This window comes from Streptomyces marokkonensis, from assembly GCF_008312835.1.
Taxonomy (GTDB): domain Bacteria; phylum Actinomycetota; class Actinomycetes; order Streptomycetales; family Streptomycetaceae; genus Streptomyces; species Streptomyces marokkonensis_A.
In genome coordinates, this window is record NZ_VSKS01000001.1 from 295,347 (window position 1) to 317,270 (window position 21,924).

The following is a 21,924-nucleotide window of genomic DNA, read 5'->3' on the forward strand; positions in this document are numbered from 1 at the left end:
AGGTGGCAGATGGTGTGGAGATCCTATCGGTACGCCTGTGACGAAAGGGGGTGGGTCGCACGGATCGTTATCCGTGCGACCCACCCCCTGCGGGGACCGCGTCCGCTACGCCGGAACGCTCGCCACGCCCGGCTCCAGGAACCGCTTGCCGTTGACGCGCTCGGAGACGCCCTCACGGTCCAGGTACGGCGTGATGCCGCCCAGGTGGAACGGCCAGCCGGCGCCGGTGATCAGGCACAGGTCGATGTCCTGCGCCTCGGCGACGACGCCCTCCTCGAGCATGAGCCCGATCTCCTGCGCCACCGCGTCCAGCACCCGGGCCCGCACCTGCTCCTCGGTGAGGACGGTGTCGCCCTGCTGGAGCAGCGCGGCGACCTCGGGGTCCAGTTCGGGCTTGCCGCTGTCGTAGACGTAGAAGCCGCGCTTGCCGGCCTCCACGACCCTCTTGAGGTTCGGGGAGACCGTGAACCGCTCCGGGAACGCCCGGTTGAGGGTCTCGGACACGTGCAGCCCGATCGCGGGACCGACCAGCTCCAGCAGCACCAGCGGCGACATCGGCAGACCGAGCGGCTCGACGGCCTTCTCGGCGACCTCGACCGGGGTGCCCTCGTCGATGACGTTCTGGATCTCGCCCATGAAGCGGGTCAGGATGCGGTTCACGACGAACGCCGGGGCGTCCTTCGTCAGCACCGCGGTCTTCTTCAGCTTCTTGGCGACGCCGAACGCCGTGGCGAGCGAGGCGTCGTCGGTCTTCTCACCGCGGACGATCTCGAGGAGCGGGAGGACGGCGACCGGGTTGAAGAAGTGGAAGCCCACGACCCGCTCGGGGTGCTTCAGCTTCGACGCCATCTCCGAGACGGAGAGCGAGGAGGTGTTGGTGGCGAGGATCGCGTGCGCCGGGGCGACCGCCTCGACCTCCGCGAACACCTGCTGCTTGACGCCCATCTCCTCGAAGACCGCTTCGATGACGAAGTCGGCGTCCGAGAAGCCCTCGGCCTTGTCCAGCACACCGGAGACCAGGGCCTTGAGGCGGTTGGCCTTGTCCTGGTTGATCCGGCCCTTGCCGAGCAGCTTGTCGATCTCGGCGTGGACGTAGCCCACACCCTTGTCGACGCGCTCCTGGTCGATGTCGGTCAGCACGACCGGCACCTCGAGGCGGCGCAGGAACAGCAGCGCGAGCTGCGAGGCCATCAGACCGGCGCCGACGACACCGACCTTGGTGACCGGGCGGGCCAGGCTCTTGTCCGGGGCACCCGCGGGACGCTTGCCGCGCTTCTGCACCAGGTTGAACGCGTAGATGCCGGAGCGCAGTTCACCGCCCATGATCAGGTCGGCGAGCGCCTTGTCCTCGGCGTCGTAGCCCTGCTGGAGGTCGCCGTTCTTGGCGGCGGCGATGATGTCCAGCGCGCGGTAGGCGGCAGGGGCGGCGCCGTGCACCTTGGAGTCGGCGATGGAGCGGCCCCTGGCGACGGCCTGGTCCCAGGCCTCGCCGCGGTCGACGACCGGGCGCTCGATCGCGATCTCGCCCTTGAGGACGGACGCGGTCCAGATCAGCGACTGCTCCAGGAAGTCCGCGCCCTCGAAGATCGCGTCCGCGATGCCGAGGTCGTGGACCTGCTCGCCCTTGAGCTGCTTGTTCTGGTTGAGGCTGTTCTCGATGATCACCGAGACGGCCTTGTCGGCGCCGATCAGGTTCGGCAGCAGGGTGCAGCCGCCCCAGCCCGGGACCAGACCGAGGAAGACCTCGGGCAGGGAGAACGCCGGGAGGGCCGCGGACACCGTGCGGTACGTGCAGTGCAGACCGACCTCGACGCCACCGCCCATGGCGGCGCCGTTGTAGTACGCGAAGGTCGGCACGGCGAGCTTCGACAGCCGCTTGAAGACGTCGTGGCCGCCCTTGCCGATGGCGAGCGCGTCCTCGTGCCGCTTCAGCAGCTCGACGCCCTTGAGGTCGGCGCCGACGGCGAAGATGAACGGCTTGCCGGTGACGCCGACACCCACGATGTCGCCGTCTGCGGCCTCCTTCTCGACCTGGTCGATGGCGGCGTCGATGTTCGCCAGCGACTGCGGGCCGAGGGTGGTCGGCTTGGTGTGGTCGTGACCGTTGTCCAGGGTGATCAGGGCGAAGCGCCCGGCGCCCAGGGGCAGGTCGAAGTGGCGTACGTGCGCGCTGGTGACGACCTCGCCGGGGAACAGCTCGGCCGCACCCTTCAGAAGCTCTGCGGTGGTGCTCACTTGTCCCCCTCGAAGTGCGGGTTCTCCCAGATGACCGTGGCGCCCATGCCGAAGCCGACGCACATGGTGGTGAGGCCGTAACGGACCTGCGGCTGCTCCTCGAACTGGCGGGCCAGCTGCGTCATCAGACGGACGCCGGAGGAGGCGAGCGGGTGGCCGAAGGCGATGGCGCCGCCGTACTGGTTGACGCGCGCGTCGTCGTCGGCGATGCCGTAGTGCTCCAGGAACGCGAGGACCTGGACGGCGAAGGCCTCGTTGATCTCGAACAGGCCGATGTCGGAGATGGACAGCCCCGCCTGGGCGAGGGCCTTCTCCGTGGCCGGGATGGGACCGTAGCCCATGACCTCCGGCTCCACGCCCGCGAAGGCGTAGGAGACGAGGCGCATCTTCACCGGGAGGCCGTTCTCGCGGGCGAAGTCCTCGGAGGCGATGAGCGAGGCGGTGGCGCCGTCGTTCAGACCGGCCGCGTTGCCGGCGGTGACCCGGCCGTGGACGCGGAACGGCGTCTTCAGGCCGGCCAGGTTCTCCAGGGTGGTGCCCGGACGCATCGGCTCGTCGGCGGTGACCAGGCCCCAGCCGGTCTCGCCGGCCTCCTCGTTGGTGCGGCGCACCGAGATCGGCACCAGGTCGGCCTGGATCTTGCCGTTGGCGTATGCCTTGGCGGCCTTCTCCTGGGAGCGCACCGCGTACTCGTCGGCGCGCTGCTTGGTGATGCTCGGGTAGCGGTCGTGCAGGTTCTCCGCGGTCATGCCCATGAAGAGGGCGGACTCGTCGACCAGCTTCTCGGAGACGAACCGCGGGTTGGGGTCGACGCCCTCGCCCATCGGGTGGCGGCCCATGTGCTCGACACCGCCCGCGATGGCGACGTCGTACGCGCCGAAGGCGACGGAGCCGGCCACCGTGGTGACGGCGGTCAGGGCGCCCGCGCACATGCGGTCGATGGAGTAGCCCGGGACCGAGGTGGGCAGGCCCGCGAGGATGCCGGCCGTGCGGCCGATGGTCAGGCCCTGGTCGCCGATCTGCGTGGTCGCGGCGACGGCGACCTCGTCGATCTTCTTCGGGTCGAGACCGGGGTTGCGGCGCAGCAGCTCCCGGATCGCCTTCACGACGAGGTCGTCGGCACGGGTCTCGTGGTAGATGCCCTTCGGGCCCGCCTTGCCGAACGGGGTGCGGACGCCGTCGACGAAGACGACGTCCCTGACGGTACGAGGCACGATGGCTCTCCTCCAGGTACGGGATGCTGAGCGCTTGCTTACGGGTCATGCTACTTGCGGGTAACGTGACTGCCCAGTCCCGGTCCCCGGAGCGGCGAACATCACACGAACGGCCGTGCGCCGACCGCGGTCACTCGCCCCGCCGCCCCTTCCCTCCCCTACTCTCGGCTTCGCTCGAGCGGGAGGTGCCCCCATCGTCCCCGGGAGCTGCGCCCCCAGACCCTCCTTTCGGCCCTGAACGGGCCTAGTCCTCAAACGCCGGACGGGCTGTTTCAGCCCCTCCGGCGTTTGAGGAGCGGTCTGGGGCGGGAGCCCCAGGCCGGGACGGGAAGGGGCGGCGGGGGCGCGATCCGTCACGGCGGGGCCGTGGAGCCGCGCGGGGTCAGGACCGGGGTCGGTACGGGGTGGGACCCCGGACCCTCCCCGGTGATGACACCGAACAGCGTCCGGGCGACCTCCGCACCGAAGCCGTGGACGTCATGGCTCATGGCGGAGAGCGTCGGATGCGTCAGCCGGCACAGCTGCGAGTCGTCCCACGCCAGCAGCGACACGTCGTCCGGCACCCGCAGCCCCATCTCCGCGGCCACCGACAACCCCGCCACCGCCATGATGTCGTTGTCGTACACGATCGCCGTCGGCCGCTCGCCCGGCGCGGCGGCCAGCAGCGAGCGGGTCGCCCGCGCCCCCGCGTCCCCGGAGAAGTCCGTGGCCACCTGCCAAGCCCGCGCCGGCGGCTCCAGCGCGCGGACCGCCTCGTCGAACGCGCTCGTCCGGATCGACGTGTGCCCGAACGCCGCCGCGCCCCCCACCCGGGCGATCCGCCGGTGCCCGAGCGCCGCCAGATACCGCACCGCCTCGGTCACCGCCGTGGCGTCGTCCGTCCACACGGACGTCAGTCCGCCGGTGAGCGAGGGGTGCCCGACCGCCACCACCGGCAGGCCGAGCCGCCCGGCCACCGCCGGACGGGGGTCGTCGGCCCGGAAGTCCACCAGGATCGACCCGCCGATCTGCCGCCCCCTCCACCACGACTCCAGCAGCCCGACCTCCTCGTCCGGGCTGCGCACCAGCCGCAGCAGCAGCGAGCAGGACCGCTCGACCAGGACGCTCTCCACGCCGGAGACGAACTCCATGTAGAAGGGCTCGAGGCCGAGCAGCCGGGCGGGCCGGCACACGGCCAGACCCACCACGTCCACCCGCGACCCGGCGAGCGTGCGCGCGGTCAGGCTCGGCGACCAGCCCAGCTCGCGCGCCGCCCGGAAGATCCGGTCGCGGGTCGCCTCCGACAGGCCGGGCTTCCGATTGAACGCGAGGGACACGGCCCCCTTGGACACACCGGCGCGCGCGGCGACGTCCTTGATGGTGACGCGAGGGGTCGGCGTTGCCGTCATCGAGTGGGCTCCACGCAGTACAGGGCGGAACGGGCGGTCCGGGGGTCCGGAGTCTTCCAGCCCCGCACCCCGATGGTCACCTCTTCCCCGGGAAGCAGCGTCACCAGCCCCCGGTCGGCCCGTGCGTCCGGATCCAGCCGGTCGGCCTGGAGCAGCAGGTCCCGCACGAGGGTGCGGGCGGTGACCGTGATCCCGTCCGGAGCGAGGGCGACCTCGAAGTCCGGCCGCGGGTAGGGGATCTCCCGGTCCGGCGCGGGGAAGTGCAGCGCCCGCACCCGGCCCGCGTCGGCGACCAGGAACTCCTCCGGGCCGGACGGAACCAGCTCCGCCGGGACCTCGGTGACGGCCACGCTCCGCGCCCCGGCGGCCAGCACCGGGCCCGCCTCCGCGATCACCGTGCCGTCGACGGACATCCGCCGCAGCCGCAGGGCACCGCGCCAGCCCTCGGCGGACTGGTTCACCGCCGCCACCACCAGGCCGTCGCCGTCCCGCCGCACGGTCAGCAGCCGGTCCGCGTACAGCCGCCGCAGCTCGTGGTAGAGGGGCTTCTCCCGACCGTCCCCGTCGATCGCGGCCCACGAGGTCACCGGCCAGCAGTCGTTGAGCTGCCACACCACGGTGCCCGCGCACACCGGCCAGTGCGAGCGCCAGTGCTCGATCCCGGCCGCGACCGCACGCGCCTGGTTGACCTGCGTGAGGTAGTGCCAGCGGTCGAAGTCGCCCTCCGGCACGGCGAAGTGCCGGGCCAGCCCGCGCTCCAGCTTGCCGTTGCCGTCGTCCGCCTTCTGGTGGTGCAGCATGCCGGGGGAGTCCGGCGCGGGCTCCTCCCCGGGCAGCGCCCGGCGCAGGGTGGCGTACGCGGGCGGCGCCTGCCAGCCGAACTCGGCCACGAAGCGCGGGACGTCGAGCCGGTAGTCGGCGTAGTCGGTGCGGTTCCAGACCTCCCAGGAGTGGTGCGTACCGTGCGCCGGGTCGTTCGGGTGGCGCAGCCAGGACCCGGACCACGGGCTGCCCGCCGTGTACGGCCGGGTGGGGTCCGACTCCGCGACGACCCTCGGCAGTACGCCGAGGTAATAGCCCTCGCCCCAGGAGTCCCCGGCCAGTCCCGGCTCCCAGCCCCAGTCGCGGAACCCCCACAGGTTCTCGTTGTTGCCGTTCCACAGCACCAGCGAGGGGTGCGGCATCAGCCGGACGACGTTCTCCCGGGCCTCCGCCTCCACCTCCCCGCGCAGCGGCTGCTCCTCGGGGTAGGCCGCGCACGCGAACGGGAAGTCCTGCCAGACCAGCAGCCCCAGTTCGTCGCAGGCGTCGTAGAAGTCCTCGCTCTCGTAGATCCCGCCGCCCCAGACCCGGACCAGGTCCACGCCCGCGCCGGCCGCCTGCTCCAGCCGCCGCCGGTAGCGCTCCCGGGTGACGCGGGACGGGAAGACGTCGTCCGGGATCCAGTTGACGCCCCGGGCGAACAGCCGCTCCCCGTTGAGGGCCAGGGTGAACCCGGTGCCGTGCGCGTCGGCCGAGGTGTCCAGCTCCACCGTCCGGAACCCGATGCGGCGCCGCCACGAGTCCAGCGCGTCCTCGCCGTGCAGCAGCGTCAGCTCCAGGTCGTACAGCGGCTGTTCACCGTAGCCCCGGGGCCACCACAGTCGTGCGTCCGGCACCCGCAGGCGCACCGTCCCCCGCGTGCCGTCGATCTCCGCACGGGCGCGCACGCCGCCGACGGCCGCCTCGACGGTGAGCGGCGCCTCGACCCGGGAGCGCTCCACGTCGACGGCCAGCTCCACCCGCCCCACGCCGTCCTCCACGGTGACCAGGGGGCGCACCCGGGCGATCCGGGCCGTCGACCAGTGCTCCAGCCGCACCGGCCGCCAGATCCCGGCCGTCACCAGCGTCGGCCCCCAGTCCCAGCCGAACGAGCAGGCCATCTTGCGCAGGTACTGGTACGGCTCGGCGTAGGCGCCGGGCCGCTCGCCCACCGTGCCGCGCACCGCCTCGGCCTCCGCGTAGGCGGAGGCGAACCGCACCGTCAGCCGCCCGCTCAGCCCCGTCACGTCGAAACGGTACGAGCGGTGCATGTTCCGCGTCCGGCCCAGCGGCCGGCCGTCGAGCAGGACCTCGGCGACGGTGTCGAGCCCGTCGAAGACCAGGTCCGTCTGCTCGTACGCGCCCGGCCCGGCGCGCAGCTCCGTCTCGTACGTCCAGTCCCGCCGTCCCACCCACGCCACCTCGGCCTCGTTCCGGCCGAGGAACGGATCGGGGATCAGCCCGGCCGCCATCAGATCGGTGTGCACACACCCCGGCACCGAGGCGGGGAGCGTGCCCCCCGTGCCGTCCGGGTGTCGCAGGATCCATCCGTCGGTGAGCGGTGTGACCTGACGCATGCACACTCCCTAAACCGGTTGAGTGGTGACGGGGCAACGTTTTGGCATCGTTGGCGCAATAGAGACTTTACCGGTTCAGTAAGGGCTGCCAGAGTGCCGAACCAGCCAAGCCACTCGTGCTCGTCCGCCCCGTGAACGGAGCCGTGATGCACCTGAACCGCCGCACGACACTCACCGGATCGATCGCCCTCCTCGCCCTCCTGGCCTCCGCCTGCACGGGCACGGGAGGCTCCTCTCAGGGCGCGGACGCCAAGGCCCCCGACGACCCGTCCGAGGTCAAGGGGGCCATCACGGTCCTCACCCACCGGACCGACCTGGTGCAGGACGGGACGATGAAGAAGTACGCCGCCGAGTTCAACAGGACCTACCCCGGCGTGAAGGTCGAGTTCGACGCCCTCACCGACTACGAGGGCGAGGTCAAGATCCGCATGAACACGGAGAACTACGGCGACGTCCTGATGATCCCCGCGGTCATCGAGAAGAAGGACTACCCCAGGTTCTTCGCGTCCCTGGGCACCAAGGCGGAACGTGGAGCCAAGTACCGCTTCACCGACTACTCCACCGTCGACGGCAAGGTCTACGGCCAGAGCCCCATCGGCGTCGTCCCCGGATTCGTCTACAACAAGAAGGTCTGGAGCGAGGCCGGTGTCACCGGCTGGCCCACCACCCCCGACGAGTTCCTCGACGACCTGAAGGCGATCAGGTCCAGGACCGGCGCCGTGCCGTACTACACCAACTTCAAGGACATGTGGCCGCTGACCCAGTGGACCAACGTCAACGGCTCCGTGAGCTGCGACACCGGCGCCACGACGAAGCTCGCCGAGGAAGACCCCTGGGCCGAGGGCGCCGACCTGCGCGTGGCCGACACCCTGCTCCACGACATCGTCCGCGGCGGTCTGGCGGAGAAGGACCCGACCACCACCAACTGGGAGGCCTCCAAGCCGCGGCTGGCCAAGGGCGAGATCGCCACCATGTGGCTGGGCTCCTGGGCCGTCGTCCAGATGCGGGACGCCGCCGAGCAGGCCGGTGCCGACCCCGCCGACATCGGCTTCATGCCCTTCCCCGCCCAGCGGGACGGCACCTTCTGCGCGGTGACCTCCCCGGACTACCAGCAGGCCGTCAACGTCAACTCCGACCACAAGGAAGCCGCCCGCGCCTGGATCGACTGGTTCACCGACAAGTCCGGCTACGCCGCGGCCAACCTCGCCCTCTCCCCGCTGAAGGACGCCCCGCTGCCCGGCATCCTCGAGCCGTACCAGGAGGCCGGCGTGAGGCTGCTCGACCTCGACGACAGCAAGGGCGCCGAGGTGAAGTCCATCGACAACCAGTCCGAGGTCGGCATCTACAAGCCCGACTACCGCCAGGAACTCGTCGATCTCGCCCGCGGTGCCCGCAAGGGCGGCCTCGACGGCTTCCTCGGCGACCTCGGCGAGCGCTGGGCCGAGGCGCGGAACTCGCTGGGGTCCTGATGACGGACAACACCCGCAAGGCGGCGCGGCCGGCCATACCGGCCGCGCCCGCCGGGCCGGAGCGGGCGGCCCCCGCCCCGCGCCGCATCCGGCTGTCGCGCGGCCTCACGCCCTGGCTCTTCCTGGTCGCCCCGCTGGCGCTGCTCCTGACGTTCACCTACGCGCCGATCGCCAACATGGCCGCGTACAGCTTCACCGACTGGGACGGCGTGAGCCCGGAGCTGAACTGGACGGGCACCGGGAACTACACCGAACTCCTCACGCGCTCCGAGCTGTTCGAGGTGTTCTTCGTCAGCGGCTACTACCTGGCCGCGTCCGCGGTGCAGATCGTCCTCGCCCTCTACTTCGCCACCGCCTTGAGCTTCGACGTCCGCTTCCGGAACTTCTTCAAGGGCGTGCTGTTCTTCCCGTACCTGATCAACGGGGTGGCGATCGGCTTCGTCTTCCTCTACTTCTTCCAGGACGGCGGCACCCTCGACTCCGTACTCGGCCTGCTCGGCATCCGGACCGACCACGCCTGGCTGGGCACGCCGTTCTCCGCGAACACCTCACTCGCCGGCGTCTCCGTCTGGCGCTACCTCGGCCTGAACTTCGTCCTGTTCCTCGGCGCGATCCAGTCCGTCCCCGGCGAGCTGTACGAGGCGGCCGAGATCGACGGCGCCAGTCGCTGGCACCAGTTCCGGCACATCATCGTGCCCGGCATCAGGCCCGTACTGAGTCTGAGCGTGATCCTGTCCGTCTCGGGCTCGCTGTCGGTCTTCGAGATCCCGTACATCATGACCGGCGGCGCCACCGGCACCGAGACGTTCGTGATCCAGACCGTGAAGCTGGCCTTCCAGTTCAACAAGACGGGGCTCGCCTCGGCCGCCGCCGTCGTCCTGCTGCTGATCGTCCTGGCGGTCACCTGGGTGCAGCGGCGCATCGTCCCCGACGAGAAGGTGGACCTGGTATGACCCGCGGCACCGTGGCCCGCACCCTGATGTACCTGTCGTTGATCCTCGCCACGCTGGTGGTGCTGCTGCCGCTCGCCGTGGTCCTCCTGACCTCGCTGAAGTCCCCGAAGGAGATGGCGAACGGCAGTGGCGCGCTGGCCCTGCCCGACGACCCGCTGAACCTGGACAACTACGTGACCGCGTTCCGGGACGGTCAGATGCTGTCCGCCTTCGGCAACACGGCGGTCATCCTCGTCGTCGCCGTCGGTGGCACGATCCTCATCGGCTCGATGACGGCGTACGCGATCGACCGCTTCCACTTCCGCTTCCGGAAACTGGTCGTCGCGCTGTTCCTGCTGGCCGCGCTGGTCCCCGGGGTGACCACCCAGGTGGCGACCTTCCAGATCGTCAACAGCTTCGGCATGTTCGACAGCCTGTGGGCGCCGATCGCGCTCTACATGGGCACGGACATCGTGTCGATCTACATCTTCCTGCAGTTCATCCGCTCGATCCCGGTGTCCCTGGACGAGGCGGCCCGTCTGGACGGGGCGGGCGCCTTCACCGTCTACCGCAAGGTGATCTTCCCGCTGCTCAAGCCGGCGATCGCGACGGTGGTCATCGTGAAGGGGATCAACGTCTACAACGACTTCTACATCCCCTTCCTCTACATGCCCTCCGAGGATCTTGGCGTGATCTCGACGTCCCTGTTCCGCTTCAAGGGCCCCTTCGGAGCGCACTGGGAAACGATCTCGGCGGGCGCCGTGCTGGTCATCCTCCCCACCCTGCTCGTCTTCCTCTTCCTCCAGCGCTTCATCTACAACGGCTTCATGAGGGGGGCGACGAAGTGAGCACCCCGGGGGCGCGGGGCTGTGTCGACATGGCGGCTCCGCCGCGTGGGCGCGACAAGCCACGACGTGCCCGCACTCGCCCCACGACACCGCCGTGCGGCGATCAGGCGGACAATGCGGGCACCAGCACCGGCGTGACCTGCTCCACCTGCCACGCCCGCGCACCGTGCGCGGTGAGCGCCGCGGCGACCGACTGCCCGTCGGCCGGGTCCGGCGGCTCCCAGCACACCCTCCGCACCGTGTCCGGCGTGATCAGGTTCTCGGCCGGCATCCCCAGCCGCTCGGCCAGCGCGCTCACGCCCGCCCGCGCGGCGGACAGCCGCGCCGCGGCCTCCGGGTCCTTGTCCGCCCACGCCCGCGGCGGCGGGGGGCCGGTCACCGGCTGGCCGGGCTGGGGCAGCTGCGCCTCGCTCAGCGCCCTCGCCCGGTCGACGGCCGCCTGCCACTGCTCCAGCTGGCGCCGTCCCACCCGCTGACCGAACCCGTTCAGCGCGGCCAGGGCGTGCGGATCGGCCGGCATGGCGAGCGCGGCCTCGACGATGGCCGCGTCGGAGAGCACCTTGCCCGGGGAGACGTCACGGCGCCGGGCGATCCGGTCGCGGGTCTGCCACAGCTCCCGGACGACGGCCATCTGCCGGCGGCGGCGGACCTTGTGCATGCCGGAGGTGCGCCGCCAGGGGTCCTTGCGGGGTTCCGGCGGCGGCGCCGAGGCGATCGCGTCGAACTCCTGCCGGGCCCAGTCGAGCTTGCCCTGCCGGTCCAGCTCCTTCTCCAGGGCGTCCCGCAGGTCGACCAGCAGCTCCACGTCGAGGGCGGCGTAGCGCAGCCAGGGCTCGGGCAGCGGGCGGGTGGACCAGTCGACGGCGGAGTGGCCCTTCTCCAGCACGAAGCCCAGCACGTTCTCGACCATCGCGCCGAGCCCGACCCGGGGGAATCCGGCCAGGCGTCCGGCCAGCTCGGTGTCGAAGAGGAGGGTGGGCACCATGCCTATCTCGCGCAGACAGGGCAGGTCCTGGGTGGCGGCGTGCAGCACCCACTCGGCGCCGGACAGCGCCTCGCCCAGACCCGACAGGTCGGGGCAGGCGACGGGGTCGATCAGCGCGGTGCCCGCGCCCTCGCGGCGCATTTGGACGAGGTAGGCGCGCTGGCCGTAGCGGTAGCCGGAGGCACGTTCGGCGTCCACGGCGACGGGGCCGGTGCCGGCGGCGAAGGCGGCGATCGCCTCGGCGAGCGCGGCCTCGTCCTCGATGACGGGCGGAATGCCCTCGCGCGGTTCGAGCAAGGGGATCGGCGCCTCCGTAGCAGAAGATCCGCCGTCGTCCGGAGGGGCGCCTCCGGTGGTTCGCAGTGAAGTGTCTGCTGCGGTGTCGTGGGCGTCGGTCACCTGTCAAGAGTATCCGCACGGGCCGGCGCCTGACCTGCCCCTACGCGCGGGAGCGGGGCCGACCAGCGAAAACAGGCCTCGGCGGACACCCGGACGGCGGCGCGCGCGAAGGCGCCCGCCGACGGCGACGTCGACGGGCGCGGGCAGGTCGGTTTCCCGGGGCCGGTGGAAGGGTCAGTGGATGATGCCGGTGCGCAGGGCCACGGCCACCATGCCGGCACGGTCGCCCGTGCCGAGTTTGCGGGCGATGCGGGCGAGGTGGCTCTTGACGGTCAGGGCGGACAGGCCCATGGAGACGCCGATCGCCTTGTTCGACTGGCCCTCCGCCACCAGCCGCAGCACCTCGACCTCGCGGCCGGACAGTTCGCGGAAGCCGCCCGGGTGGCTCGGAGCACCCGGGGGGCGGCGGTGCAGACGGGCGGCGGCGGCACCGATGGGAGCGGCACCGGGCCGGGTGGGGAGCCCGAGGTTGGTGCGGGTGCCGGTGACGACGTAACCCTTCACTCCGCCGGCCAGCGCGTTGCGCACGGCGCCGATGTCGTCGGCGGCGGACAGGGCGAGGCCGTTGGGCCAGCCCGCGGCACGGGTCTCGGAGAGGAGGGTCAGGCCGGAACCGTCCGGCAGATGGACTTCGGCGACGCAGATGTCGCGGGGGTTGCCGATGCGGGGACGAGCCTCCGCGACGGACGAGGCCTCGATGACATCGCGTACTCCGAGCGCCCACAGGTGGCGGGTGACGGTGGAACGGACGCGGGGGTCGGCCACGACCACCATGGCGGTCGGCTTGTTCGGGCGGTAGGCGACCAGGCTTGCGGGCTGCTCGAGGAGAACGGACACCAGGCCTCCTGGGGTGCGGGACGGGGCCGGCTCGTGGGGGGTGAAGCCGGGAGGAACCGTGCTTTCAAGGTCACAGTCGTCTTCGGCAGCAAACCTGGTGTCCTTTAGGAAATGATCACGATCTAGTGAGTAACAATCTGGGCAATTCGGACGCGCGATCGATCATTCGAAGATCGAACGGTTTCGGTCTGCGTCGCATCGCTTCCGAAAGTGGCCGTATCGACAAAGAGATGGGCAGCGATGATTGCGGGGAGCCCGAAGCGGGAAGCTCAGCGCGACTGCGGTCCCCTCCGCTGCGGCAGCGTCACCACCGACGCGTCCCCGGGAGCGGCCGGCGGCAGCCCCGCGACCTGCGCCAGCAGATCGCACCAGGCGATCAGATGGGCGCCCGTGTCCGGCACCCCGGCCAGGCCCTCCCGGGGCGTCCAGGAGGCCCGGATCTCGATCTGAGAGGCCGCGGGCCGCGCCGACAGCCCGCCGAAGTAGTGGGAACTCGCCCGCGTCACCGTGCCGCTCGGCTCGCCGTACGTCAGGCCCCGCGCCGCGAGCGCACCGGTCAGCCAGGACCAGCACACCTCCGGCAGCAGCGGATCCGCCGCCATCTCCGGCTCCAGCTCCGCGCGCACCAGCGTCACCAGGCGGAAGGTGCCCCGCCAGGCGTCGTGCCCGGCCGGGTCGTGCAGCAGCACCAGCCGGCCGTCGGCCAGATCCTCCTCGTCGTCGACGACCGCCGCCTCCAGCGCGTACGCGTACGGAGCGAGGCGCTTCGGCGCGGGCGTGGGATCCACCTCGATCTGCGGCCGCAGCCGCGCGCCGCGCAGCGCGTCGACGGCGGCCCGGAAGGGCCGCGGTGGCGCACCTCCGTGCCCGGGGTCCCCTCCGGTCTCGTTCGGTTCGTCCATTCCGCCAGCGCCGTCCGACAGTCGTCCCTGAGCCGCAGCCATGCGGGGAAGATTAAGCGGAACGGGGCTCCGGCGCAGGGAGGGACACCCGCCCCGGCCGGGGGTGTCCGGATCGTGTCCCACGCGCACCGCGTACCGGGCGACCTGAGGTCCGGGGCGGCCGCCGGGTCGTGCGAGACTGGCCGGTGTGAGTGCCAACGCAAGCCCGACGGGCCAGACGCCGACCGCGACCTCCGATCCCGTCAAGAACGACGCAGTCAAGGATTCGGCCTTCCTCAAGGCGTGCCGGCGTGAGCCGGTGCCGCACACGCCGGTGTGGTTCATGCGGCAGGCGGGGCGCTCACTGCCGGAGTACCGCAAGGTGCGCGAGGGCATCGGGATGCTCGACTCCTGCATGCGGCCCGAGCTGGTCACCGAGATCACGCTCCAGCCCGTGCGCCGCCACCACGTCGACGCGGCCATCTACTTCAGCGACATCGTCGTCCCCCTCAAGGCCATCGGCATCGACCTCGACATCAAGCCCGGCGTCGGCCCGGTCGTCGAGCATCCTGTCCGCACCCGCGCCGACCTGGCCCGGCTGCGCGACCTCACCCCCGAGGACGTCTCCTACGTCACCGAGGCCATCGGGATGCTGACCCGCGAACTCGGGTCCACCCCGCTGATCGGCTTCGCGGGCGCCCCGTTCACCCTCGCCAGCTACCTCGTCGAGGGCGGCCCGTCCCGCACGTACGAGAACGCCAAGGCGATGATGTACGGCGACCCCGGACTCTGGGCGGACCTGCTCGACCGCCTCGCCGACATCACGGCCGCGTTCCTCGAGGTCCAGATCCGGGCCGGCGCCGCGGCCGTCCAGCTCTTCGACTCCTGGGCCGGCGCCCTCGCCCCCTCCGACTACCGGCGCTCGGTGCTCCCCGCCTCGGCGAAGGTGTTCCGCAAGGTCGCAGGACACGGCGTCCCGCGCATCCACTTCGGCGTCGGCACCGGTGAGCTGCTGGGACTCATGGGCGAGGCCGGAGCGGACGTCGTCGGCGTCGACTGGCGCGTCCCGCTGGACGAGGCCGCCCGCCGCGTCGGCCCCGGCAAGGCGCTTCAGGGCAACCTCGACCCGACCGTCCTGTTCGCCGGCCGCGAGGCCGTCGAGACGAAGGCGCGGGAGGTCCTGGACACGGCGGCCGGACTCGAGGGCCACGTCTTCAACCTCGGCCACGGCGTCATGCCGTCCACCGACCCGGACGCCCTGACCCGTCTCGTGGAGTACGTGCACACGCAGACCGCGCGCTGACTGACCGTACGCGCCGCGCGCCTCCGCCGTTGATCGGCGTGCGGTCGAGGAGGGGGAGCGGACGGTCCCGGTGGCGCCGCAGTCCGGCGGGGCCGAAGGCGTCGGTGCCGGACAGCGGCGGCCGGCGAAATCCGCGGGGTCGCTGAACGCCGCCGCCCGGTCGCGCGTATGACTCGTCAACCGCCCGCGGCGCGGGGAAGGCGCCGCGGGGCCGACGTGAGGAATCTGGCGATGAACGACCGAGTGACTCCCGCGATGCACGCGCTGCCCGACGGCGAGGCCGAGCTCACGCTCGTGGTGCGTCTGCCCTGGGAGGACGTCGCGCGGCTCGGCCAGGAAGCGGGGCGGCTCGCCTCCCAGATGCGGCGGCCGGTGACGCTGGACGAGGCGGTGAGCCACCGGCTGCGGTCCGCGCGGGCTGCCGCGCATGCGAAACCGGCGGGGGAGCAGCCGCCGCCCGTGCCGTCGAGTGCCTCGGTGTCGTCGCTGCCGTCGCGCCCTCCGGCGGAGCAGGCGCGGCAGGCGATCGAGAGGATCAACGGGTCGGCGTGAGGGCCGTTCGGTCCGCGCCGCAGGGGTGCTGCGCGCCCCCTTCGGGGCGCCGCACCGCTCCTGGCTAAGAAGCTGCCCTGATCTTCGCCGCCGCCTTGCGTGCCGCCACCAGGACCGGGTCCCAGACCGGGGAGAACGGCGGGGCGTAGCCCAGGTCCAGGGCTGTCATCTGTTCCACCGTCATGCCTGCGGTGAGGGCGACCGCCGCGATGTCGACCCGCTTGCCCGCTCCCTCGCGGCCGACGATCTGGACGCCGAGGAGACGGCCCGTGCGGAGTTCGGCGAGCATCTTCACCGTCATGGGTGAGGCGTTCGGGTAGTAGCCCGCGCGGCTGGTCGACTCGATGGTGACCGACTCGAACCGCAGGCCCACGCGGCGGGCGTCCTTCTCCCGCAGGCCGGTGCGGGCGATCTCCAGGTCGCACACCTTGCTGACCGCCGTGCCGACCACACCCGGGAAGGTGGCGTAACTCCCCCCGACGTTGGCGCCGATGATCTGGCCGTGCTTGTTGGCGTGGGTGCCGAGCGGGATGTGCCGCTCCTGCCCGGAGACCAGGTCGAGCACCTCCACGCAGTCGCCGCCGGCCCAGACGTTCTCGTGCCCGCGCACCCGCATCGACCGGTCGGTGAGCAGCCCGCCGTGCTCCCCGAGGGGGAGCCCGGCGGCCCGCGCGAGGGCCGTCCAGGGTTGCACGCCGATGCCGAGGACGACGACGTCGGCCGGGTACTCGGCCTGTTCGGTGGCGACCGCCCGCACCCTGCCGTCGTCACCCGTCAGCAGCTTGGTCACCTCGGCGTCGTTCACCATGGTGATGCCCATGCCCTCCATGGCCCGGTGCACCAGGCGGCCCATGTCGGGGTCGAGGGTCGCCATGGGCTCACTGCCGCGGTTGACGACCGTCACCTCGTACCCACGGTTGATCATCGCCTCGGCCATCTCCACGCCGATGTAACCCGCGCCGACCACCACCGCGCGGCGGCCGCGCGTGGCGGCCAGCGTGTCCAGCAGCGCCTGCCCGTCGTCCAGGGTCTGCACGCCGTGCACCCCGGGGGCGTCCATGCCGGGCAGCTCGGGGCGGACGGGCCGCGCACCGGTCGCGATCACCAGTTTGTCGTACGACGTCCAGGACTCGGTGCCCGATGCGAGGTCACGGGCGCGGACCCGCCCCCGGCCGGGGTCGAGTTCCGTGACCTCGGTGCGCAGCCGCAGATCGATGCCCCGCGCGCGGTGCTCCTCGGGAGTGCGCGCGATCAGCCGGTCCCGGTCGGTGACGTCGCCGCCCACCCAGTAGGGGATGCCGCACGCCGAGTAGGAGGTGAAGTGGCCGCGCTCGAAGGCCACGATCTCCAGCTCGTCCGGGCCCCGCAGCCGGCGGGCCGCCGACGCCGCGGACATCCCCGCGGCGTCACCGCCGACCACCACCAGACGTTCCCTCGTACCGCGCGCGTCGCTCATGTCCATGGGGCCACGCTACGGGGCGCGCGGTTCACCCGGTCCCGGGACCGTTCAGTCCCCCGCGGTCCCCCGCTCGCCGGCCGGGGGCGCCGGGGGCACCGTCCGCGGGCGCCGCGACAGCAGGGGACGTACGGCCTTCAGCCACAGCAGGGCCAGCAGCGCCGCCACCGCGGCGAACGGCAGGACCGCGCCGATCGCGAGCGCCAGCCAGCGCAGCAGCGTCAGGAACACGTCCCAGCCGCCCGTGAGCGCGTCCACGAAGCCCGGATCGTCGTCGTCCCGCGTCGCCTTCTCCGCCGGCGTCCCGGACAGGGACAGGGTGATCGTCGCCAGGCTCGTGCGGTCCTTCAGGGACTCCTGCCGGGCGAGCAGGGACTCCAGCTCCGCCTGACGGGTGCTCAGTTCCCCCTCCAGGGTGACCACGTCACTGAGTCTGGACGCCCGGTCCATCAGCTCGCGGACCCGGGCCACGCTGGCCCGCTGCGACGCGATGCGGCTCTCCACGTCGACCACCTGGTCGGTGACGTCCTCCGCCTTCGCGCGGCGTTCGACGAGCTTGCCGGCGCCCTCGAGGCCGGCGAGGACGTCCGCGTACTTCTCGACGGGCACGCGCAGCACCACGCGCGTGTGCTCGCGGCCCTCCGCGTCCCGGCGGGTGGTCTCGTTGCCGACGTAGCCGCCCGCGTTCTCGGTCGTCGCACGGGCCTCGTCCAGCGCCTCGGACACGTCCTTGACCCGCACCGTCAGCGAGGCGGTGCGGATGATGTGGTCCGCGGTGACCTTCGGCGGCGTGGCCGCCTCCGCACCGTCCGCGGCCGAGCCGCCCGGGGCGCCCTGCTTCGCGCCCCCGTCCGTCGCCGCCTCCTGGGCCGGCGCGGCGGCCTTGTCGTCGGCCTCGGAACCGGCGGAGTCGCCGCCCGCGGCGCTGCACCCGCCGGTGGCGAGCGCGGCCGCCAGCAGGACCCCGGCCAGGGCGCGGGCGGGTCGTACGGATCGTCGTGTGCGCATACGGGGCTCCCCCGGTGTCGTGATGACTGACGATCCTTCGACGCCGCGGGGGTCCGGGACGTTGGCGCCGGACGGTCCCGATGCGGTCACGGTAGGGACTCGGCAGGGCCACATGGCCCTGGCGGGAGCGGCGGTGACGTTTGAGAAGGTGGAACCATGAGCGGATCACATGCGGGCGACGGACGCCATGTCGTCGTCGTAGGAGCCGGGATCGCCGGGCTGGCGGCCGCGCACCGGCTGCTGGAGAGCGGGACACGGGTCACGGTGCTGGAGGCCTCGGACCGGGTCGGCGGCAAGCTGCTGCCCGGCGAGATCGCGGGCGCGCGCGTCGACCTCGGCGCGGAGTCGCTGCTGGCCCGCCGCCCCGAGGCGGTCGGCCTCGCCCGCGACGTGGGCCTCGCCGACCGGCTCGAGCCGCCGGCCACCGCCGCGGCCGCGCTGTGGACCCGCGGCGCCCTGCGTCCCATGCCCAAGGGCCACGTCATGGGCGTACCCGGCACCGCCGCGGCCCTCGCCGGTGTGCTGTCCGACGAGGGGGTCGCCCGGATCGAACGCGACGCCGACCTGCCCCGCACCGAGATCGGCGACGACGTGGCGATCGGCGAGTACGTGGCCGCACGCCTCGGCCGCGAGGTCGTCGACCGCCTCGTGGAGCCCCTGCTGGGCGGGGTGTACGCGGGCGACGCCTACCGCATCTCGATGCGCGCGGCGGTCCCGCAGCTCTTCGAGGCCGCCCGCACCCACACCTCCCTGACCGAGGGCGTCCGCGAGATCCAGGCGCGGGCCGCCGCCGCCCGGCAGACCGGCCCGGTGTTCATGGGCATCACCGGGGGAGTGGGCACCCTCCCCCTCGCCGTCGCGGAGTCGCTGCGGGCGCGCGGAGCCGAGATCCTGACCGGTACGCCGGTCACGGAGCTGCGCCGCGAACCTCAGGAGGGCTGGCGGATCGTCGCCGGCGACCGGGTGCTGCGCGCCGACGGGGTCGTCGTCGCCGTGCCCGCCCCGGCCGCCGCCGGCCTGCTGCGCGCGGAGGCCCCCGGAGCGGCCGCCGAACTCGCCGCGGTGGAGTACGCCTCCATGGCGCTGATCACCCTCGCCTACCGCCGCGCGGAGACCGATCTGCCCGAGGGCAGCGGATTCCTCGTGCCGCCCGTCGACGGCCACACCATCAAGGCGTCCACCTTCGCCTCCCGCAAATGGGGCTGGATCGCGCAGGAGAACCCGGACCTGGTCGTCCTGCGGACCTCCGTGGGGCGCCAGGGGGAGACGGAGATCCTCCGCCACGACGACGCCGGCCTCGTGCAGGTCTCCCGGCACGACCTGAAGGCGGCCACCGGCCTGACCGCCGCCCCGGTCGCGACGCGCGTCACCCGCTGGCAGGACGGCCTGCCCCAGTACCCCGTCGGCCACCACGCGCGCGTGACCCGCGTCCGCGCGCACCTCGCGGGCCTCGCCGGGCTCGCCGTGTGCGGCGCGGCCTACGACGGCGTCGGCATCCCCGCGTGCATCGCGAGCGCGTACGCCGCCGCCGACCAGATCAACGGTGAGCTCCCGCACGGTGTGCAGGAGCTCACCGCCCACCCGGTGCACAGCCTCCACGGAGGAGCAGGAGAATAAGGGACATGAGTGACGACGCCACCACCCCCGCCCCCGACCGGATCCCGAACAAGGGCAAGCTGGCCAAGGACCTCAACGAGGTCATCCGCTACACCCTCTGGTCGGTCTTCAAGCTGAAGGACGTCCTGCCCGAGGACCGCGCCGGGTACGCCGAGGAGGTCCAGGAGCTGTTCGACCAGCTCGCCGCCAAGGACGTCACGATCCGCGGCACCTACGACGTCTCGGGCCTGCGCGCGGACGCCGACCTCATGATCTGGTGGCACGCCGAGACCGCCGACCAGCTCCAGGAGGCGTACAACCTCTTCCGCCGCACGAAGCTGGGCCGCGCCCTGGAGCCGGTCTGGTCGAACATGGCGCTGCACCGCCCCGCCGAGTTCAACCGCTCGCACATCCCGGCGTTCCTCGCCGACGAGACGCCCCGCGCCTACGTGAGCGTCTACCCCTTCGTGCGCTCCTACGACTGGTACCTGCTGCCCGACGAGGACCGCCGGCGCATGCTCGCCGACCACGGCAAGATGGCCCGCGGCTACCCCGACGTGCGCGCCAACACGGTCGCCTCGTTCTCCCTCGGCGACTACGAGTGGATCCTCGCCTTCGAGGCCGACGAGCTCGACCGCATCGTCGACCTCATGCGCCACCTGCGCGGCTCGGAGGCCCGGATGCACGTCCGCGAGGAGGTCCCGTTCTACACGGGCCGCCGCAAGGACGTCGCGGACCTGGTCGCGGGCCTGGCCTGATCACCGGGACCCGCCGGGCGGGCGGGTCTTTCCGCGCCGGGCGACGTCTACCCGGCCTGCCGCTCCACCGGCCGTGTCCGCGGCCCCGGCGCCGGTTCCGGGTGCGGCGCGCACGAGGCGCGCCGGCCCGGGACGCGGCCCTCGAGCAGATATGCCTCCAGGTGACCGTTCACGCAGGCGTTGGGTCCGCCCGCGACGCCGTGGCTGCCGGCGTCCCGCTCGGTCACCAGCGTCGAACCGGCCAGCCGCCGGTGCAGCTCCAGGGCACCCCCGTACGGGGCGGCCGCGTCCCGCTCCGCCGCCAGGATCAGCGTCGGCGGCAGCTCACCGCGGCCCGCGCGCACGTCCAGCGGCCGCTGCCGGGGGGCCTTCCAGTAGGCGCAGGGCAGATTCGTCCACACATTGCCCCAGGTCTCGAACGGCGCCCGGCGCGCGAGCCGGGTGTTGTCCCGGTCCCACACCGCCCAGTCCGTCGGCCAGGGCGCGTCGTTGCACTCCACGGCGAGATACACCGCCCGTGAGTTCTCGGCCTCCGCCGCCGCCTCCGGATGTTCCTGCGCCTGCTCGACCAGCGGCGCGGGGTCGCCCTTCAGATACGCCGACAGCGCCCGCGCGCTCTGCGGCCAGTGGTCGTCGTAGTACCCGGCCCTCAGCAGGGCCGCCTGCAGCTGCTCCGGTCCGACCTTCCCGCCCGCCGGCTTCTTCGCCAGCCGCGCCCGGGCCCTGTCGTAGCCGGCCTGCACCTCCCGTGCGGTGCCGCCCAGCCCGTACACGTCGTGGTGCCGGGCGACCCAGGCCCGGAAGTCCGCCCAGCGGTCCTCGAACGCGGCCGACTGGTCGAGGTTGTTGCGGTACCAGATCTGCTCCGGGTCCGGGTTCACGGCCGAGTCGAACACCATCCGCCGCACGTGCGAGGGGAACATCGTGGCGTACAGCGCCCCGAAGTACGTGCCGTACGACGCGCCCAGGAACGTCAGCCGGTTCTCGCCGAGCGCGGCGCGCAGGACGTCCAGGTCACGGGCGTTGTTGAGCGAGTTGTAGTGCCGCAGGGAGTCCCCGGCCCGCTCGGCGCAGCCGCGCGCGTACGCCTTGGCCTGTGCGACCCGCTCGCGCTTGTACGCCTCCGAGGGGTGGACCGGCGCCCTGGTGGGGCCCTTGTGGAACGTACCCGGGTCCGTGCAGGACAGCGGGGCCGAACCGCCCACCCCGCGCGGGGCGTAGCCGACGAGGTCGTAGGCCGCCGCGATGCGCTTCCACTCGGGCAGCGCGCCCATCATCGGGAAGTACACGCCGGTGGCGCCCGGTCCGCCCGGGTTGTGGACCAGGGACCCCTGCCTGCGCACCTCGCGCTTGCCGCCCGCCGGATCCTTGCCGGTGGCGCGGGCGCGGCTGACGGTGATCTCGATCTGCCTTCCGTTCGGGCGGGCGTAGTCGAGCGGGACACGGACGGTGCCGCACCGGACGGTGCCCGGGAGCTGCTGCGCGGCGGGGCACCTGCCGAAGTCGATGCCCCGGCCGGCGGCGCGCGCGGCGGCCGCGGCGGCGCCCCGCTGCTCGGCCGCGGAGGAGTCGGCGGGAGCACCGGCACCGGCCGGGGCGGCGGCCAGGGCGGTGAGGAGCATGGACCCGGCGGCCACATGGACGGCGGCGGCAGTTCTCATCGACGATCCCTTCGGTGCGCGAAA

17 protein-coding genes are annotated in these 21,924 nt (G+C 72.5%); 7 read left to right on the forward strand and 10 right to left on the reverse strand.

Annotated features, from left to right (window positions below; all coding sequences use genetic code 11):
* Window positions 1-105: 105 nt before the first annotated feature.
* The 4 genes from F1615_RS01305 to F1615_RS01320 all read right to left on the reverse strand — a co-directional run bounded on the left by F1615_RS01305 (window position 106) and on the right by F1615_RS01320 (window position 7,215).
* Window positions 106-2,235 carry a 3-hydroxyacyl-CoA dehydrogenase NAD-binding domain-containing protein gene (locus F1615_RS01305; RefSeq protein WP_149546956.1) on the reverse strand — a complete coding sequence of 710 codons (2,130 nt, stop codon included), beginning with the start codon at window positions 2,233-2,235 and terminating at the stop codon, window positions 106-108.
* Window positions 2,232-3,449 (reverse strand): thiolase family protein, encoded by a 1,218-nt coding sequence (locus F1615_RS01310; protein ID WP_149546957.1) that lies wholly within the window; start codon window positions 3,447-3,449, stop codon window positions 2,232-2,234. The genes F1615_RS01305 and F1615_RS01310 overlap by 4 nt, the downstream gene beginning before the upstream one ends.
* Before the next feature lie 353 nt (window positions 3,450-3,802).
* Entirely contained in the window at window positions 3,803-4,837 is a 1,035-nt protein-coding gene (locus F1615_RS01315; protein ID WP_149546958.1) for a LacI family DNA-binding transcriptional regulator, read from the reverse strand.
* Window positions 4,834-7,215: a glycoside hydrolase family 2 protein gene (locus F1615_RS01320; protein WP_149546959.1), complete on the reverse strand. Its 2,382-nt coding sequence runs from the start codon at window positions 7,213-7,215 to the stop codon at window positions 4,834-4,836. Before F1615_RS01320 ends, F1615_RS01315 begins: the two co-directional genes overlap by 4 nt.
* A 146-nt stretch (window positions 7,216-7,361) precedes the next feature.
* On the opposite strand from F1615_RS01320, the gene F1615_RS01325 reads away from it, so the two are divergent.
* The 3 genes from F1615_RS01325 to F1615_RS01335 are packed head-to-tail and all read left to right on the forward strand — an operon-like array spanning window position 7,362 to window position 10,464.
* Window positions 7,362-8,684, forward strand: coding sequence for an ABC transporter substrate-binding protein (locus tag F1615_RS01325; protein ID WP_149546960.1), 1,323 nt, complete (start codon window positions 7,362-7,364; stop codon window positions 8,682-8,684).
* The gene (locus F1615_RS01330) at window positions 8,684-9,637 is read left to right on the forward strand and encodes a carbohydrate ABC transporter permease (RefSeq protein WP_149546961.1); all 954 of its coding nucleotides are present in this window, start codon (window positions 8,684-8,686) and stop codon (window positions 9,635-9,637) included. Before F1615_RS01325 ends, F1615_RS01330 begins: the two co-directional genes overlap by 1 nt.
* On the forward strand, window positions 9,634-10,464 hold the full coding sequence (locus F1615_RS01335; protein ID WP_149546962.1) for a carbohydrate ABC transporter permease: 831 nt from the start codon (window positions 9,634-9,636) through the stop codon (window positions 10,462-10,464). The genes F1615_RS01330 and F1615_RS01335 overlap by 4 nt, the downstream gene beginning before the upstream one ends.
* A 103-nt stretch (window positions 10,465-10,567) precedes the next feature.
* Here F1615_RS01335 and F1615_RS01340 read toward each other — a convergent pair whose 3' ends face one another.
* The 3 genes from F1615_RS01340 to F1615_RS01350 all read right to left on the reverse strand — a co-directional run bounded on the left by F1615_RS01340 (window position 10,568) and on the right by F1615_RS01350 (window position 13,629).
* Window positions 10,568-11,848, reverse strand: a complete 1,281-nt coding sequence (locus F1615_RS01340) for an HRDC domain-containing protein (protein WP_149546963.1) — start codon at window positions 11,846-11,848, stop codon at window positions 10,568-10,570.
* A 174-nt stretch (window positions 11,849-12,022) separates the two neighbouring features.
* Window positions 12,023-12,685 (reverse strand): helix-turn-helix transcriptional regulator, encoded by a 663-nt coding sequence (locus F1615_RS01345; RefSeq protein ID WP_149546964.1) that lies wholly within the window; start codon window positions 12,683-12,685, stop codon window positions 12,023-12,025.
* A gap of 269 nt (window positions 12,686-12,954) precedes the next feature.
* Window positions 12,955-13,629 carry a DUF3000 domain-containing protein gene (locus tag F1615_RS01350; RefSeq protein ID WP_149546965.1) on the reverse strand — a complete coding sequence of 225 codons (675 nt, stop codon included), beginning with the start codon at window positions 13,627-13,629 and terminating at the stop codon, window positions 12,955-12,957.
* Between the two features lie 145 nt (window positions 13,630-13,774).
* Here F1615_RS01350 and hemE point away from each other — a divergent pair, with 145 nt between their 5' ends.
* Both hemE and F1615_RS01365 read left to right on the forward strand, forming a co-directional pair.
* Entirely contained in the window at window positions 13,775-14,869 is a 1,095-nt protein-coding gene (gene hemE, locus F1615_RS01355) for a uroporphyrinogen decarboxylase (protein ID WP_149546966.1), read from the forward strand.
* 231 nt (window positions 14,870-15,100) lie between these two features.
* The gene (locus F1615_RS01365; protein ID WP_149546967.1) at window positions 15,101-15,421 is read left to right on the forward strand and encodes a hypothetical protein; all 321 of its coding nucleotides are present in this window, start codon (window positions 15,101-15,103) and stop codon (window positions 15,419-15,421) included.
* Window positions 15,422-15,485: 64 nt separating this feature from the next.
* On the opposite strand, the gene F1615_RS01370 is transcribed toward F1615_RS01365, so the two are convergent.
* Window positions 15,486-16,883, reverse strand: coding sequence for an FAD-dependent oxidoreductase (locus tag F1615_RS01370; RefSeq protein ID WP_149546968.1), 1,398 nt, complete (start codon window positions 16,881-16,883; stop codon window positions 15,486-15,488).
* Between the two features lie 45 nt (window positions 16,884-16,928).
* Entirely contained in the window at window positions 16,929-17,885 is a 957-nt protein-coding gene (locus tag F1615_RS01375; protein WP_149546969.1) for a DUF4349 domain-containing protein, read from the reverse strand.
* A 156-nt stretch (window positions 17,886-18,041) separates the two neighbouring features.
* Between F1615_RS01375 and hemG the strand changes: the two genes are divergently transcribed.
* Both hemG and hemQ read left to right on the forward strand, forming a co-directional pair.
* Window positions 18,042-19,502, forward strand: coding sequence for a protoporphyrinogen oxidase (hemG, locus tag F1615_RS01380; RefSeq protein ID WP_149546970.1), 1,461 nt, complete (start codon window positions 18,042-18,044; stop codon window positions 19,500-19,502).
* 5 nt (window positions 19,503-19,507) lie between these two features.
* A complete protein-coding gene (gene hemQ / locus F1615_RS01385; RefSeq protein WP_149546971.1) occupies window positions 19,508-20,239 on the forward strand; it encodes a hydrogen peroxide-dependent heme synthase in 732 nt (243 codons plus the stop codon).
* Window positions 20,240-20,286: 47 nt separating this feature from the next.
* On the opposite strand, the gene F1615_RS01390 is transcribed toward hemQ, so the two are convergent.
* A complete protein-coding gene (locus tag F1615_RS01390; protein WP_149546972.1) occupies window positions 20,287-21,900 on the reverse strand; it encodes an alpha/beta hydrolase in 1,614 nt (537 codons plus the stop codon).
* Window positions 21,901-21,924: the final 24 nt, after the last annotated feature.

Bases quoted from the DNA above. Each gene is read 5' to 3' on its own strand.
- F1615_RS01315 (WP_149546958.1), bottom strand. From the start codon at position 4,837: ATGACGGCAACGCCGACCCCTCGCGTCACCATCAAGGACGTCGCCGCG.
- F1615_RS01320 (WP_149546959.1), bottom strand. From the start codon at position 7,215: ATGCGTCAGGTCACACCGCTCACCGACGGATGGATCCTGCGACACCCG.
- F1615_RS01325 (WP_149546960.1), top strand. From the start codon at position 7,362: ATGCACCTGAACCGCCGCACGACACTCACCGGATCGATCGCCCTCCTC.
- F1615_RS01330 (WP_149546961.1), top strand. From the start codon at position 8,684: ATGACGGACAACACCCGCAAGGCGGCGCGGCCGGCCATACCGGCCGCG.
- F1615_RS01335 (WP_149546962.1), top strand. From the start codon at position 9,634: ATGACCCGCGGCACCGTGGCCCGCACCCTGATGTACCTGTCGTTGATC.
- F1615_RS01350 (WP_149546965.1), bottom strand. From the start codon at position 13,629: ATGGCTGCGGCTCAGGGACGACTGTCGGACGGCGCTGGCGGAATGGAC.
- F1615_RS01365 (WP_149546967.1), top strand. From the start codon at position 15,101: ATGAACGACCGAGTGACTCCCGCGATGCACGCGCTGCCCGACGGCGAG.
- F1615_RS01370 (WP_149546968.1), bottom strand. From the start codon at position 16,883: ATGGACATGAGCGACGCGCGCGGTACGAGGGAACGTCTGGTGGTGGTC.
- F1615_RS01375 (WP_149546969.1), bottom strand. From the start codon at position 17,885: ATGCGCACACGACGATCCGTACGACCCGCCCGCGCCCTGGCCGGGGTC.
- hemG (WP_149546970.1), top strand. From the start codon at position 18,042: ATGAGCGGATCACATGCGGGCGACGGACGCCATGTCGTCGTCGTAGGA.
- hemQ (WP_149546971.1), top strand. From the start codon at position 19,508: ATGAGTGACGACGCCACCACCCCCGCCCCCGACCGGATCCCGAACAAG.
- F1615_RS01390 (WP_149546972.1), bottom strand. From the start codon at position 21,900: ATGAGAACTGCCGCCGCCGTCCATGTGGCCGCCGGGTCCATGCTCCTC.